The sequence below is a fragment of the Bradyrhizobium sp. MI1.11 genome (assembly GCF_055811255.1).
Map to the genome: position 1 here is coordinate 80,579 of NZ_JBVVPM010000029.1, position 12,762 is coordinate 93,340.

22 protein-coding genes and 1 tRNA gene are annotated in these 12,762 nt (G+C 61.4%); 10 read left to right on the plus strand and 13 right to left on the minus strand.

Annotation, left to right across the window (positions count from 1 at the left end; all coding sequences use genetic code 11):
- The first annotated feature begins 91 nt into the window (after window positions 1-91).
- Complete coding sequence (locus AC0L30_RS26340) at window positions 92-373, plus strand: hypothetical protein (protein WP_473405581.1); 282 nt, start codon at window positions 92-94, stop codon at window positions 371-373.
- A 715-nt stretch (window positions 374-1,088) separates the two neighbouring features.
- Here the strand turns inward: AC0L30_RS26340 and AC0L30_RS26345 are convergent.
- Window positions 1,089-1,712 (minus strand): transcriptional regulator, encoded by a 624-nt coding sequence (locus AC0L30_RS26345; RefSeq protein ID WP_473405582.1) that lies wholly within the window; start codon window positions 1,710-1,712, stop codon window positions 1,089-1,091.
- 86 nt (window positions 1,713-1,798) lie between these two features.
- On the opposite strand from AC0L30_RS26345, the gene AC0L30_RS26350 reads away from it, so the two are divergent.
- The 3 genes from AC0L30_RS26350 (at window position 1,799) to AC0L30_RS26360 (ending at window position 4,199) form a co-directional block, all read left to right on the plus strand.
- Window positions 1,799-2,587, plus strand: a complete 789-nt coding sequence (locus tag AC0L30_RS26350; RefSeq protein WP_007590580.1) for an outer membrane protein — start codon at window positions 1,799-1,801, stop codon at window positions 2,585-2,587.
- Window positions 2,588-2,827: 240 nt separating this feature from the next.
- Window positions 2,828-3,103 (plus strand): hypothetical protein, encoded by a 276-nt coding sequence (locus tag AC0L30_RS26355; protein ID WP_473405583.1) that lies wholly within the window; start codon window positions 2,828-2,830, stop codon window positions 3,101-3,103.
- On the plus strand, window positions 3,066-4,199 hold the full coding sequence (locus tag AC0L30_RS26360; RefSeq protein WP_473405584.1) for a tyrosine-type recombinase/integrase: 1,134 nt from the start codon (window positions 3,066-3,068) through the stop codon (window positions 4,197-4,199). Before AC0L30_RS26355 ends, AC0L30_RS26360 begins: the two co-directional genes overlap by 38 nt.
- Here the strand turns inward: AC0L30_RS26360 and AC0L30_RS26365 are convergent.
- Window positions 4,159-4,233 (minus strand) — tRNA-Glu (locus AC0L30_RS26365). The genes AC0L30_RS26360 and AC0L30_RS26365 overlap by 41 nt on opposite strands.
- A gap of 225 nt (window positions 4,234-4,458) precedes the next feature.
- Between AC0L30_RS26365 and AC0L30_RS26370 the strand changes: the two genes are divergently transcribed.
- Genes AC0L30_RS26370 through AC0L30_RS26380 form a run of 3 tightly spaced genes read left to right on the plus strand, consistent with a single transcriptional unit; the run spans window position 4,459 to window position 5,180 of the window.
- Window positions 4,459-4,713 carry a PilZ domain-containing protein gene (locus AC0L30_RS26370; RefSeq protein WP_007610106.1) on the plus strand — a complete coding sequence of 85 codons (255 nt, stop codon included), beginning with the start codon at window positions 4,459-4,461 and terminating at the stop codon, window positions 4,711-4,713.
- Window positions 4,714-4,761: 48 nt separating this feature from the next.
- Window positions 4,762-5,007 carry a hypothetical protein gene (locus AC0L30_RS26375; protein WP_007591413.1) on the plus strand — a complete coding sequence of 82 codons (246 nt, stop codon included), beginning with the start codon at window positions 4,762-4,764 and terminating at the stop codon, window positions 5,005-5,007.
- A 5-nt stretch (window positions 5,008-5,012) separates the two neighbouring features.
- Window positions 5,013-5,180, plus strand: a complete 168-nt coding sequence (locus AC0L30_RS26380; protein ID WP_007591410.1) for a hypothetical protein — start codon at window positions 5,013-5,015, stop codon at window positions 5,178-5,180.
- Between the two features lie 108 nt (window positions 5,181-5,288).
- Here AC0L30_RS26380 and AC0L30_RS26385 read toward each other — a convergent pair whose 3' ends face one another.
- From AC0L30_RS26385 to AC0L30_RS26405, 5 genes are all read right to left on the minus strand, one after another.
- Window positions 5,289-5,927, minus strand: coding sequence for a glutathione S-transferase family protein (locus AC0L30_RS26385; RefSeq protein ID WP_007591409.1), 639 nt, complete (start codon window positions 5,925-5,927; stop codon window positions 5,289-5,291).
- Between the two features lie 239 nt (window positions 5,928-6,166).
- Window positions 6,167-6,349, minus strand: a complete 183-nt coding sequence (locus AC0L30_RS26390) for a hypothetical protein (protein ID WP_157158543.1) — start codon at window positions 6,347-6,349, stop codon at window positions 6,167-6,169.
- Entirely contained in the window at window positions 6,316-6,768 is a 453-nt protein-coding gene (locus AC0L30_RS26395; protein WP_219680237.1) for a VOC family protein, read from the minus strand. Before AC0L30_RS26395 ends, AC0L30_RS26390 begins: the two co-directional genes overlap by 34 nt.
- Window positions 6,769-6,992: 224 nt before the next feature.
- Window positions 6,993-7,391 (minus strand): VOC family protein, encoded by a 399-nt coding sequence (locus AC0L30_RS26400; protein ID WP_007591406.1) that lies wholly within the window; start codon window positions 7,389-7,391, stop codon window positions 6,993-6,995.
- A gap of 280 nt (window positions 7,392-7,671) precedes the next feature.
- Window positions 7,672-7,926: a hypothetical protein gene (locus tag AC0L30_RS26405; RefSeq protein ID WP_007591405.1), complete on the minus strand. Its 255-nt coding sequence runs from the start codon at window positions 7,924-7,926 to the stop codon at window positions 7,672-7,674.
- A 180-nt stretch (window positions 7,927-8,106) separates the two neighbouring features.
- Here AC0L30_RS26405 and AC0L30_RS26410 point away from each other — a divergent pair, with 180 nt between their 5' ends.
- The 3 genes from AC0L30_RS26410 (at window position 8,107) to AC0L30_RS26420 (ending at window position 8,980) form a co-directional block, all read left to right on the plus strand.
- Window positions 8,107-8,346 (plus strand): hypothetical protein, encoded by a 240-nt coding sequence (locus tag AC0L30_RS26410; protein ID WP_007591404.1) that lies wholly within the window; start codon window positions 8,107-8,109, stop codon window positions 8,344-8,346.
- 116 nt (window positions 8,347-8,462) lie between these two features.
- Entirely contained in the window at window positions 8,463-8,705 is a 243-nt protein-coding gene (locus tag AC0L30_RS26415; protein WP_245285858.1) for a hypothetical protein, read from the plus strand.
- Between the two features lie 5 nt (window positions 8,706-8,710).
- Window positions 8,711-8,980 carry a hypothetical protein gene (locus AC0L30_RS26420; RefSeq protein WP_219680235.1) on the plus strand — a complete coding sequence of 90 codons (270 nt, stop codon included), beginning with the start codon at window positions 8,711-8,713 and terminating at the stop codon, window positions 8,978-8,980.
- A 27-nt stretch (window positions 8,981-9,007) separates the two neighbouring features.
- Here the strand turns inward: AC0L30_RS26420 and AC0L30_RS26425 are convergent, their stop codons facing one another.
- The 6 genes from AC0L30_RS26425 to AC0L30_RS26450 all read right to left on the minus strand — a co-directional run bounded on the left by AC0L30_RS26425 (window position 9,008) and on the right by AC0L30_RS26450 (window position 12,398).
- Entirely contained in the window at window positions 9,008-9,199 is a 192-nt protein-coding gene (locus AC0L30_RS26425; RefSeq protein ID WP_219680320.1) for a DUF3072 domain-containing protein, read from the minus strand.
- Between the two features lie 132 nt (window positions 9,200-9,331).
- Window positions 9,332-10,354, minus strand: a complete 1,023-nt coding sequence (locus tag AC0L30_RS26430; RefSeq protein WP_311985791.1) for an acyltransferase family protein — start codon at window positions 10,352-10,354, stop codon at window positions 9,332-9,334.
- Between the two features lie 498 nt (window positions 10,355-10,852).
- Complete coding sequence (locus AC0L30_RS26435) at window positions 10,853-11,029, minus strand: hypothetical protein (RefSeq protein ID WP_007591393.1); 177 nt, start codon at window positions 11,027-11,029, stop codon at window positions 10,853-10,855.
- A gap of 186 nt (window positions 11,030-11,215) precedes the next feature.
- Window positions 11,216-11,488 carry a hypothetical protein gene (locus AC0L30_RS26440; RefSeq protein ID WP_007591383.1) on the minus strand — a complete coding sequence of 91 codons (273 nt, stop codon included), beginning with the start codon at window positions 11,486-11,488 and terminating at the stop codon, window positions 11,216-11,218.
- Between the two features lie 176 nt (window positions 11,489-11,664).
- Window positions 11,665-11,967 carry a hypothetical protein gene (locus AC0L30_RS26445; RefSeq protein ID WP_219680230.1) on the minus strand — a complete coding sequence of 101 codons (303 nt, stop codon included), beginning with the start codon at window positions 11,965-11,967 and terminating at the stop codon, window positions 11,665-11,667.
- Window positions 11,968-12,212: 245 nt separating this feature from the next.
- Window positions 12,213-12,398 (minus strand): hypothetical protein, encoded by a 186-nt coding sequence (locus AC0L30_RS26450; protein WP_007591378.1) that lies wholly within the window; start codon window positions 12,396-12,398, stop codon window positions 12,213-12,215.
- Window positions 12,399-12,762: the final 364 nt, after the last annotated feature.

Here is a 12,762-nt window from a genome sequence, read left to right on the forward strand (position 1 = left end):
TCGGCGTGTCGCTCTGGCACGTTATCAGCCCCCGGCTGCAGCGGCTGTCCCGCTGCATGGGCCCTGATAAGCCCGACACAGAGCATCACCAATGACCACCCATCCCACTGACTTCCGGCCCACACGCTCCTGGGTCGCCGCGGAAATTTCCCACCTACGCGACGGCTTTGAGGTCCTTCGAAGACTGCTCTACGACCTTCGCGAGACAGAGGAAGAGATCACCACCGAGATGATCAAAAGGTTGCTCTGGACGGCGGACCACGTGGAGGCGGAGCTTGAGGAGGCCCTCGGCCATGCCAATGAGCTGGCTGATGACGAGCGTGCTGAGGTAGCCGCGAGACGGTCGGCGATTGTTCTGCAGGCGGCGGAGTAACCCTGGTTTGCCCATTGGCCGGCTCCTTGAAAGAGGGCCGGGCCCTCCGCAGGCGAGCCAGAACAGTAAAGGAGAGCGCTGCCGGGCTCGAAATGCCAGTCCCCCCGGCGGCGCTCTTGTCTCAGACTGGGCACTGAAATCCCACTCTGTTTTGAATGTGCAATGACTGTGCCACAGGTTGATGACGGCGCCTTGCTCGGCCGCGGGTTCGTGCTGGCGCCCACGTCGAATCTTGAGCGGCACAGAAGCGGCCCCAGCCCGGGGCTGGCTAGGACTGGGGCCTTGGGCGCACTTCTCCCAAAGGCTGGGGATTATTGCTTCCTCATGCCTTCGCCACCGTAGTCAGACTTGCTGACCATTGCCATTTTTTCCTGCTTAGAAAATAGGCATAGGTGATCTGCTTAGATGGACACTCGCCTATTTGGCCAGTCAAAGAGGCGGGCCCGCAGTTCTCCGGGCGAGAACAGATTGTGATTTTAATAAATCTTCGTTTGTTCCAAGAGCGTGTATTTATGAGCGGAACACCCAGAAGTAGGGCCGCCTCAGTGGGCGGCTTAGAGGCGACCCCGGCTTGGGGGGCCTGAGGGTTGATGCCGGGGCCGCTCCGCCAGCTCGGGGAGACAGCTAGCGAGACAGCAAGCCGGGCAGTGATGCTAGGTTCCTATGGCTGTCAGAAGCAGCCGCATTGAACTTCCCCATTCTCCAAGGCGCGCATCTAGTCGCGGGAGGCATGGGATATCTTTCGCGGACGACCAAGTTTCGGACGAGGAGCCCTGGCCTTGGGCTGCATGCCCTCGATCACGAATCTCACCTGTAAGGCGGTGAAGAGGTTAAAAACCCGGCTTAGCTGCGGGTCAACTTTCCCGCCAAATGTCTTGTAGACATTCGTTCGCAACATCCCGAGTTTGTGCGCAAGCGCGGTCACGTTTTGCGCTTTCACGACGCTGCTGAGTCCTCGAATGGCATCCGCCGGATTCTCGCAAGCGAAAGCCTCACTCAGGCGAGCCGCGGCCCCGTCTGGGCTGTCAGTGCCGGACACAGGCACAACGGAGGCCCTTACGTTTATTGCGCTAAACAGCCTGAGTATTCGGCTTAGCTGCGGGTCGATTCGCCCTCCAAACGTCCTGTAGAGTGCGTCTCGCCGCAAACCAGCGTCTCGCGCCAATATCTGGACGTTCTGGGCTTTCATGACCCGGCTAAGCGCGTTCTTTGCCTTCAGTAGGTCATTTTCTGCAAATTGTTCAGTCAGATAGGCCGATATTGCCGCCGGATTATCGCGGACCAAATCGGCTATATTTGCCTCATCGCCTGTCAGCATCACTAAGAGTTTGTCCGTCACTGTGGCCGCCGAGCTACAGCATTTCTAGCGGATGCATCTAGGTTACCACCATCAGATATTGACCGCTTCCACTTGGGGACATGAAGATGAAAAAGACTTTGCTCGCGCTGGCCGCCATTGCGGCGATGACCGGTTCGGCCTCAGCCGCTGACCTTGGCGCCCGTCCCTACGTGAAGGCGCCGATGCCGGCTCCGGTCGCTAACTGGACTGGCTTCTACATCTTCGGCGGCGGCGGCGGCGGTCTCTCGAATGCCGACCAGCATATCAACGACACGGCCACGGGCATCCCGCTGACGATCGACCAGCGTCAGGGCGGGTCCGGTTGGTTCGGCACCGTCGGTCTCGGCTACGACTGGCAGTTCAGCGGCACCTGGGTCGCTGGTGTGTTCGCCGATGGCCAGTTCGGCAGCATCCGCGCCACCATCCAGGACCCTATCTTCGACATCACTGGCACCCAGAAGCTCGAAACTTCGTGGGCCGCTGGCGTACGCCTCGGTTGGCTCGCTGCTCCGAACGTTCTCACCTACGTCAATGGTGGTTACTCCGGCGCTCACTTCGGCCGCACAAACTTTATGGACCTCGCTGGCGTTGACGCTGGTGTGCATCTCAACGGCTACAACCGCAACGGCTGGTTCATCGGCGGCGGCGTCGAGAACAGCCTGAACTTCTTCGGCATCAACTCGCCCGGCTGGTTCATGAAGACCGAATATCGTTCGGCCTTCTACAACGCCAAGAGCCAGGCCGAGCTCGACAATGTCACAAACCTCCCGTTCGTGGGCGGGCACGATGTCCGCGCCAACAGCTGGAACCAGACGATCTCGACCTCGCTGGTCTACCGCTTCAACTGGACCGGTCCGGTGGTCGCGAAGTACTGATCCGAACGCAAGTTTAGACGTCAAAGCCCCGGCATTGTCCGGGGCTTTTTCGTTATGGCTGTTGCTTTCCCTTGAGCAGCCGGAGGTGGCGCTTTTCGCTGGATTAGTAACGAAGTGTTACAATTCAGCTCCAACGTAGGTTTGCGCCGCATTTGTCGCGAGGCGACCGTGTATAAAGATCAGTACGTGCGTCGGCCTCAGCCGGCGAGGTAAGCAGGCAATTTCCGCAGGGGCGCGCTCTTGCCCAATCCCGCCAACGACAACGTCCGCGTGCAGCCGCGCGGCCTACGCCGTGCCAATGCGGCCCGATATCTGGGCATCAGCGCGACGCATTTCGACAAGCAGGTGAGGGCTGGCACCGTGCCCAAGCCGATGGATCTATTTGGCGTGAACGTATGGGATCGAACGGCCTTGGATGCTGTCTTTGACGGCGCTCGTCAGCCAGCAAACGACAACGAATGGGATAGCGTTCTGCGCCATGACGAAGAAACCGAGACACCTGCACGTCTACACTGATCGCCACGGCCACGAACGCATATACCTGCGCAAGCCGGGCGAGAAGCGCGTTCCGCTGGCCGGGCCGCTGTTCAGCTACCAGTTCTGGGAAGCCTACCACCGGGCCGCGCAGGGCGTTCCTGCGGCCGTTCTGAACGCGGCAGCCCAGCCAGAAGACCGTAACCCGCCAGGCAGCGTGTCAGCGGCAATCGCGGGCTACTATGGCAGCGCTGAATACAAGCAGCTGGCCGCCAGCTCCCGCAGCAATCGCAGGCGCATTCTTGAGCGGTTTCGCGAGGAGCACGGAACGAAGTCTCTGGCCAAGCTTGAGACCAAGCACATCAATGCAATCATCGATAAGAAGGCCGACAAGCCAGCCGCCGCAAACGAGCTGCGGAAGTTGCTGCACATCGTGTTTGAGTACGCCATCGGCGCCGGCACGCTCACGGAAAACCCGATAAAGCGGGCCAAGCGCGTCAAGTACGTCAAGCGGTCTCACCGCGCTTGGACGGATCTCGATGTTGAGGCCTATCGGAGGCGCTGGCCCGAAGGCACGCCGCAGCGGCTAGGGCTAGAACTGTTCATCCACACCGGTCTCCGCCGCAGCGACGCTGTAAGGATCGGGTGGGATCATGTCAGAGACGGCTGGCTTACCATCACAACCGTCAAGTCGCGGCACCGGAAGACGCTGAACATTCCGATCCACCCAACGCTCTGGCACCACATCAAAGACACCCCGCGCAACCAGCGGACCTTCCTGCGGACCAAGTGGGACAAGGATCGGAGCGCCAAGGGCGCGACGAACTGGATACGCAGCGCCGCCCATGAGGCGGGTCTGCCGAACGATTCCAGCCCTCATGGCTTGCGGCACGCCATCTGTGTTCGGCTGGCTGAGGCAGGCTGCACCCCGCATCAGATCCAGGCCATCACGGGCCACGATAACTTGGCCGAGATCGAGACGTATACGAAAGCGGTGAGCCAGAAGCGTTTGGCGCAAACAGCAATGGATAGTTTGGCTAACCCCAAAACCGGGTTAGCCAATTTCGACGCTAACACATTGAATTTGCTAGAAGCTTTGGCGCTCCCTAGCGGAATCGAACCGCTCTCTCCACCGTGAAAGGGTGGCGTCCTAACCGATAGACGAAGGGAGCAAACCCAGGGCCCCGCCGCTTTTCGCGGCACGGCCGCTGGCCGCCCGAGTCATGCCCGGCGGCTGCAGCGGGCGAACCTATAATGGCCTTTGGCGCCCTGGGCAAGCCGTTCGGGAACGGTCTTTTGGCACCGGTGGATAGCCTCCCGCCCCAGGATCAGTCGGGGCAAATTCAACGGTTTCTTAGGTTCCCTGAGCTAGCGCTGGACGGGGAGAATTTAAGCCGATGCCACCGCCCAAGAAGCGCGCAGCCCGCAAGTCGCTGTCGCAGCATGCCTGGATCACGCTCGAGGGCGGGTTCGCGGCGCGGCAATGCCTGGTCCAGGACATCTCCGCCACGGGCGCCAAGATCACGCTGGACGAGGATGCGAGCCAGCTCCCGGGCGTGATCCGGATGGCATTCGCACGCGATGCGCGGACCGGGCGGAGCTGCCAGGTGGTGTGGCGCCGCGGCAAATCGGCCGGCATCAAGTTCATCTGAAGCGACCCCCGATGGCGCGCGGCGCCGGTCCGGGCTAGAACGGCCCGCATGCGTGCGCCGCTCCTCATCCTGATCTCGTTGCTGACGACGTCCGCGGCCGCGGCGGAAGCCTTGCGTCTCCCGCCTGCGGAGCGCCCACAGGCCGGCAAGGACTTGCCGCTGAAGGGTGCCGGCGGGAGCGCGAAAGCGGGCTCTTGCGCCGCCTATGGCCGCGGCTTCCATCTGGTCGAGAGCACCGGCACCTGCGTCAAGATCGGCGGCTCGATCAGCATCGAGACCACGGTCAGGCGCTGACGTCGATGCCGCCGGACATCATGCGGCCCGAGATCATCGTCCCGTTCGTGATGTATTGCGCGCTGCTGTGGTGGGTCGGCCGCGGCCTGAGCTGGACCGCGCGGCTCGCCACCGCGGCCGTCACGCTCGTGCTGATTTTCTGCGTGCTGCTGTTCGAGCGCGGCTGGCCTTAAACAAAAAACGCGAAAACAACCCCATGCACAGTAGCCGCCACCTCCCGGCGGCGCGCGGCGAAGTGCGGATTCATCGTGCTCTCAACGGAGTTTAGGCCGCATCACCGCTCACGACATCGGCGGTGCCACAAATTGCGCAAAACCGGGCCGTTTGCCGAGCTCGGCGAGCCAGCGCGTCAGATGCGGCTGCGCGGGCCGGGTGATGCCCTCGACGCCGAGCCAGCGCCGCGCATAGGCGCCGATCGCAATGTCGGCGAGGGTGAACGCATCGCCGTCCATGAACGGACGCGTGGAGAGCAGACGGTCGGCGATGGCCCAGACCTCGGCGGCGGCATCCGCATCCTTCTGCAGCTGGATCATGTCGCGCTCGGCGGGCGGCGTGCGCACGAGGCCCCAGAACACCGGGCGGTCGACCGGCTGCACCATCGACAGCGTCCAGTCGAGCCAGCGGTCGACGCTGGCGCGCAGCTTCGGCGCCTCGGGATAGATTTGCGTGCCGCGCCCGTGCGCGAGGCAGAGATAGCGCATGATCGAATTGGATTCCCACAGCGTGAAGTCGCCCTCGACCAGCGTCGGGATCCGCGCATTGGGGTTCATCGCGAGATAGTCGGCCTCGCGGGTCTTGCCGAAGGCCATGCCGGCGTCGATGCGCTCGTAAGCCAGGCCGAGCTCGGCGAGGCACCACAGCACCTTCTGCACGTTGACCGAATTGGCGCGGCCCCAGATCGTCAGCTTTTGGTCCGGCACATCATCCTCCCCAAGCTTTTCTTGGTGTCGTAGCCCGGATGGAACGAAGCGCAATCCGGGGTGCTTCGGCAGCGTCAGTCCCGGACGACGCGTGCGCTCCACCCGACAAGCGCGGGTGATAGCGGAATCCACTGCGGCGAGCGACGCGCGATTGCGCCGATCCTCTCATGCAAAAGGTCCGCATGCAAAAAGCTCCGCCTGAGGCGGAGCTTTCGTGCAGGGTCAAGTTGGTCAGGCGATCAGCGGCCGAAGAACAGCCATAGCAAGATGATCACCGGGATCGGCACACCCAGCATCCACAACAAAATTCCGCGTCCCATCGCGTCCTCCTCCAATTGCATTGTCGAAGAGAGAACGCTGCTGGCACGGGCTTGTTCCAGCGGCGAGCCTACCAATGGCCGGTGTTCGGCATCGACGACCACGGCTCCTGCGGCGGCTTCGGGTCGCCCTTCTGCAACAGCTCGATCGAGTGCAGATCCGGCGAGCGGACGAAGGCCATGTTGCCGTCGCGCGGCGGGCGGTTGATAGTGACGCCCGCCTTCATCAGCTTCTCGCAGGTCGCGTAGATGTCGTCGACCTCATAGGCGAGATGGCCGAAGAAGCGATCCTCGCCATATTTTTCCTCGTCCCAATTCCAGGTGAGCTCGACCAGCGGCGCGCCGCGGCTCGATGGCTGCTTCTTGAGCGCCTCGAGATCGTCCGACGAGCACAGGAACACCAGCGTGAAACGCCCCTTGTCGTTCTCGATCCGCCGCACCTCCTTGAGCCCCAACGCATCCTGGTAAAACTTCAGCGCGACATCGAGATTGCGCACGCGCAGCATGGTGTGGAGGTATCGCATGGTTGTTGCTCCCTTGAACGGATGGGGTTTTGCTTTGGGCCGAGACGGCGGAGAAGGAGATAGCAGGAAATTGGGGGGAGGGGCAAAGGGTGGGTGCACGTGTGCGTGAGGGTGAAGCCCGCTGATGAAGCAAATCAGCCGGCGACTTCAATGCACTTTCACCGCAAATCCAGTGCCGCACACGCGCCACCGGCAACGTATGCGGGCCGGTCTGCTGCCGCGGCCTATTGCGCCGCGAGGCGCTTTCCGGCCTGCTCGATCGGCGGCATGAAGAGCGATACTGCGGTGCCTTCGGGGTCACGAAACTGGAACGTCTTGTTGCCCCATGGCATCGTTTTCAGCTCATGAACCAGGGTGACCTTGTCTTTCAGGCGCTCATACTCCGCATCGATGTCTTCAACCTGAAACTCGATCACGGCGGTGCGGTTTGCGCCGGGCTCGGCACTGTTTTCTTGCCAGAGCGCGACCGTCTCGGCAGCGCCGATTGCCAGGTTGGCGCCCGGCGTTACGATCTTGGCGAACACCGGCGCGAGCCATTCGGCGGAAACTCCGGTGACCATTTCATAGAACGAGACCATGATGTTGATGTCGGAGGCGATCAGGCGAGTGGAGGCGAACTTCATGGCATGTCCTTTGGTTGACCGCAGATTTGAGCGGCATCGCGGGGCTCGTCGCACACCGCTGCTGCCACCCTGATGTCAGCAGTCACGATGCCGTGCCGAGCGCGCGAACTACGGGCATGAATTGCGATGGCAATGCTGGACTGCGCCTCAAGTGAGACACGATGATCCCGGTGAAAGGGCTGGACTGCACCGTCACCGCAATTTTAGAGTCACATGGGCAGCGCGCCAGTTCGTTCGAGGCCTAAGCCCAGCCTCCAAGGAAGACGGGCCCCGTGATGACTCAACGCTTGGGCGTCCAGGTATCGAAGTTGCCGTCCTTCTTACCGACAGCTCTGGCCTTCTCAACCGAGATGCCGTCGCGGCAGGCGATGTAGGACTGAACCTGGGCGTTGGTCCCGGCTCGCTTCGCAACCCACATGTCACGCGTGAAGCCGTTCTTTGCCATGCAATCGAGCGCATGAGGGGTGCTGTTCGAGGCGGCGTGGGCGCCGATTGTTGACAGCAGCAATGCGGAAACAGCGATAATTGTTTTCATGAAATCTCCCAATGAAGCGCCTGTACAATAGCCGCCGTAAACAAAGCTACAAGGCGCTGTTGTCAGAACGCTCAACTTTCCAGATAGTCGATCGTTGGAGACTCTTCAGGTCGCTGGAGGTCGGGGCGTCGCGCCGGTCGACCGAAGGGGGACTCAATTGCAAGCTCCCGGGAGATATTGATGCGTTTTAGAACGGCACTTTTGGTTGCTTCACTCGTGGCGCCGTGGTGTGCGGCTCCGGACACGGCAAAGGCTGCGGGCAGCATGACGCTCTGCCTGCAGGCTGGCTTCTCGCAAGCCTGCTGCAAAGCCGAGGAAGCGAAGGGCGGTTTCAACGGTGACGGTGCCGATGCCTCTGCGCGCCGCTGGAATAGTCTTGCTATGTGCAAGAGCGGGAGTGCGCAGAAGATCAAGCGCTAGAAGACGAGCCCCTTCACGCGAAGCACCTCCACAGCGCTAACCGGGCCCTCAGAACGGTGATCCAAAACCGCGGAATTTGGCCACCTCACTCACGGGTGGACAGGCTTGTTTAGCCGTTGGCAGATGAACTCCTCGCGGAGATGACGCGACTAACCGCCATGGCCAATATTCTAGGCGAGCTTCTGTTCGCACTTATCCGCTCGATTGTTGCTGGATGGGCGTATGCGCTCTGGGTCAAACTGGCGACATGGCTCGAGCCGAAAATCCAACGGCGTTGGGTGAAGGTTGCCGTAGGAGGCCTCCTCGGCCTGGCAGCCTTTTTTATGATTCCGATACTGATGGGGCTGTTGGGCCTTTGAAGACAATGAAATCCGTTCTCATCCCCGCACTGGCAATCGGGGCGCCCGTCTCGACGGTGCTGCTCGTCATGGAGCAGCTCACCGACTACTCCATCGCTGTGATGGCATGGGAGATGCCGGGCATATCCGCAGCTTATCTTTTCTGGGGAGCTGTCGGCAGTTCCGTTTTCCTGGGCATCGCCATCACTTGGGCCGTGAATGCCATCGTTTACGGGGCGCCCGCCTTCGTCGTCCTCACGGTCGTCAAGCTGGCAATTCGCGGTTCGCCGAAGTGACCTGACAATGACGGTGATGCCAGATATCTACTTCTCGAGCCCGGCCTTCTGCCGCATCGTATCGATTAGCTCTGAGGCCTCTGCCTTGGTCAGATCCTTCTTGGGCAGCTCCTTGTGGGCCTGCTCGGCGAGGGTCTTGAGGTAAGATTCCTGGGCACCGGTCATCGGGTCGTCGCCGGAGACCCAATCCTTCGGATCCTTTTGGGTGTTGTCCGCCATCTTGTTGTCAGTCACGGCGATCTCTCCTTTTCAGGTTCAATGCCGGCTGACGCCTTTTGTTCCTTATTTGTTCGTGGCTGACCCATGACGCAGCAAGGGCCGCACTTGCCCCGATTCAGCGTCGGGAGATGATCACGGAACGGCCGGCAGCGATCGGCGTCTGCGCATGAGACCTATCTTGCGACTTGCCTTGCGCCCCCAATCGAGGATCGGTGCCTCAACCGCGACATGCAAGGCGGCGGCGAGACCGATGGAGAGCAGGATGCCGGCGATGATTGTCCCGACGATCGACAGACGCCACAGTCCGTCAAAGCTGGCGATCCATTTCACCACCAGATAATGGACGATATACAGCGCGTACGAAATCTTGCCGAGCCATTGCAGGATCGGTGAGAAGGATCGTCCTTCGGTCTCGACAGCGATCACAGCATGGATCAGCAATCCCGCACCTACGCCATAGGTCAGGACGCGCGCGAACTGCGCGTCGATCGCGCCGTGCACGAAAATCCAGTACCAGCCGGCCACGAACAGGCCCGCGGAAACGGCTGGGAAGTGGCGCGAAAAGCGCAATCGTCCGCTTCTCTGGAGATAGGCGATGACAACGCCGGCACCGAATTCCAGCACCAGCGGATGAAAGTAGATCCCGAACTCAAGGCCGAAGACGAGAGCAAGAATGACCAGGCCGAATCCAGCGAACAAGATCTCGAACAGCCGGTCCGGCTTGATCGCCAAGACGACCGCGACGGCGACATAGAAGTGCAGTTCGAAAGCCAGCGACCACGCCGGCCCGAGGTACCAATTCGGATATGTCCATGCGAAGATGGTTCCGAGGTCGAGAGCGGGGCGGTCGCCCGGCGCCAGCGCGATCCAGGAAGAGCTGATAAACGCCGCCAGCAACACCAGCCAATAGAGCGGAAAAATTCGGAGCGCCCGTCTGAAAGCGAAATCCAGCGGGTTGTGTTGTGCCGTCGCCGTGGTCGCGATGATGAAGCCGGAGATCACGAAGAAGATGTCGACGCCGCTCGCGAGAATCGTCAGCGCGCCCTCGGCGAGCTCGGGGCCGACCCTATCGGGTCGCGCACTGATTGCGTGTCCGCAGACCACCGACAGCGCAGCGACCCCGCGCATCGCCTGTATACCCGCGAAGATCCGCACCAAGCCCCGCCACGTTTATTGATACGCAATCTAGGCGAGAAACCCATTAAGGAACAGTTGCGCTGATGCGATAGAATGGCTGCTGGATGCGCTGGCGATGAGACATGCATCTCAAGGCGGATACATTTTGCTGAGCCTGTCATCGAAGGCACGACCATTGACGGCGTTGCCCTGCTATGCGGGTGCTTCTCAGCGGCGCCTGAGCAAGCGCCTCATCCTTCGAGACGACCGCTTCGCGGCCCCCTCAGGATGAGGCTCAGCTGCATCCGTCTCCGTTGAAGTGCTGCCGCCTACTCATTCCTCATCCTGAGGGCCCGCCGCAGGCGGGCGTCTCGAAGGATGGCCGCAGTCGAGCTTCCAGCCACATGTTTCTTCATGTGCGAGAGTCCCGCACGCGACGGCGCGTGAATCGAAAAACCGCCCCCGATTGCCGGAGGCGGTTCTCGAAAATCTGGCCAGAGAATTATCGCGACCGATATTCGCTTCGCGCGAGACGCCCTAGTGACCGGTGCCGGGCTTGGTCGTCTTTGGCGGCTTGCCGTCTTCGATCCGGCCTTCGTTGCGCAAGTCGCGACCTTCCTGGGCCTTCTTCTGGCTCTCGCGGGATTTGCCGTGTTCGTTCATCTCTTCTTTGATGAATCCGGCGCCTTCCTTCACTTTACCTTCAACGCTCATGACGATCTCCCTTGCTGGAGATGGGGCAACTCGCGGCGAGACCTGACCGTTCCGGTGCGCGCACGATTGTGAGGCGTGCATTGGCGACAGGTTCCAAAAAGATCCGCGTCATGATGGGTCATGAAATGGCCGCGCCGCCTTGTGGGAAGCGACGCGGCCGGGAAGCAAGCCGTACAGGAAACCGGCTTACTTCATGTTGCTGCGGGTCCTGGTGCCGCCCTGGTCGCTGCCGGGGCCGGAGCCGCCTTGGCCGGAGGCGTCGGGCCTCACCATTCCGCCCTTGCCCATGCCGTCATGGCTCATGCCGGTGGTGCCGCTCCTCATCGTGCCCTTGTCCGTGTTGGTCATACCGGGCTTCTGCATGTTGTCGGTCTGCGCGGCGGGGCCGGTCTGGTTCTGCGCAAAGGCGGAGCCGCACATGAGGCCGAGGGCGGCGGTCGCAATGACGAGCTTCTTCATCTCAAACTCCTGGTTGGTTGTGTGGGCCAACGGGAGCGCAGAAACCGTGTTCCTAAAACAAGGTGTTCCGGAGTGCAAAAATTCTCGTCTGCAACGAGGGTACTTTCGGTTCTGATTGACTCAGAACCGCTCCGGATTGTTGTGACGCGTTTTCTTCGCGCGAACTTGAAAACGCCCTACGCCGCAAGCCGCTGGTCGGTCGGGCCCGTCAGGTGCTTGAGCACTTCCGCGTGCTCCAGGTCGGGAACCGCAATGGCCGTGTGGCTGTAGCTCGCATGGGTTCGTGAGTTTGCAATCCGGTCCAGGATCTCGCCGCCCTTGATGACGTGGAGGCCCATGCCCTCTCCGGACGGGAAGATCGCGAGCACCACGTCATAAGCCGTGATGACGGCCCGAAGCGCTTCGGCCTTGTCTTCGGCAATTTCGACGAACACGCGAACATCGGCCGCGAGTTCACGCAGCTCGTTAAAATCCAACACTGTGGGGTACTCCAACGCAACGATACTGAGAGGAGCTTGGAGGCGTTAGGTTACTGAAGTCTCAACGGCCTATGCCCAGCCACAGGTTTATCGACCAGGCGCCCCCGTCAGGCCGATAGACGCGCGGGCGTTGCCGCCTGCTCGGCGATGCGCCGGCACGGGAAGGACATCTGGAGCGGGGAGGGACGAAGCGCGCCTCGTACCCATACGGGCGTCACGCGATACACGCGTGACTTATGCGCGCTTTACTTGGCGTATCCCTGGGAGCGGAGCCACGCGATCTTGCGGTCGCCGTTGATCCAGTCGTCGGCGTCTGCCTTGCTGGTGAAGCCCTTGATTTCGCGCTGTTCGCTGTCCGGGTAATCCGCCAGGATTTTCCAGTCGTTGTCTGCAATGCGGACGGTTTTGAAGGTCACTTTTGTTTTTGCCATGCCGCATTATGCAGGAGATGGCCGGAAAAGAGAACCTGCCTTGTGACGGTCACCGGTGTGGCCCGGGCGCAGACCTCGGGGGCCAGCCTGATCGGCTTTGCGCGGCCAGGTCCCCGAAAAGGCGAAAGCCCCGCCTGGGGGAAGCGGGGCTCTCCGATGGGGGTGAAGCTTGGGGACTTCAAAGAGTTAGACGCCTCCGGGAGAAAATGGTTCAACGCGAAAACGGCGAAGGCTGCGGCATCGTTCCCACGGCGTCCGGCCCCCCGCAGAACCCCTGCTTGCGTTTTGGGCGTCGATGGGTTCTAAGCCCCGTCACTTCATGAAAGTTGGCATGAATCAGAAGCGCGTTGCGCGGTTGGACCGC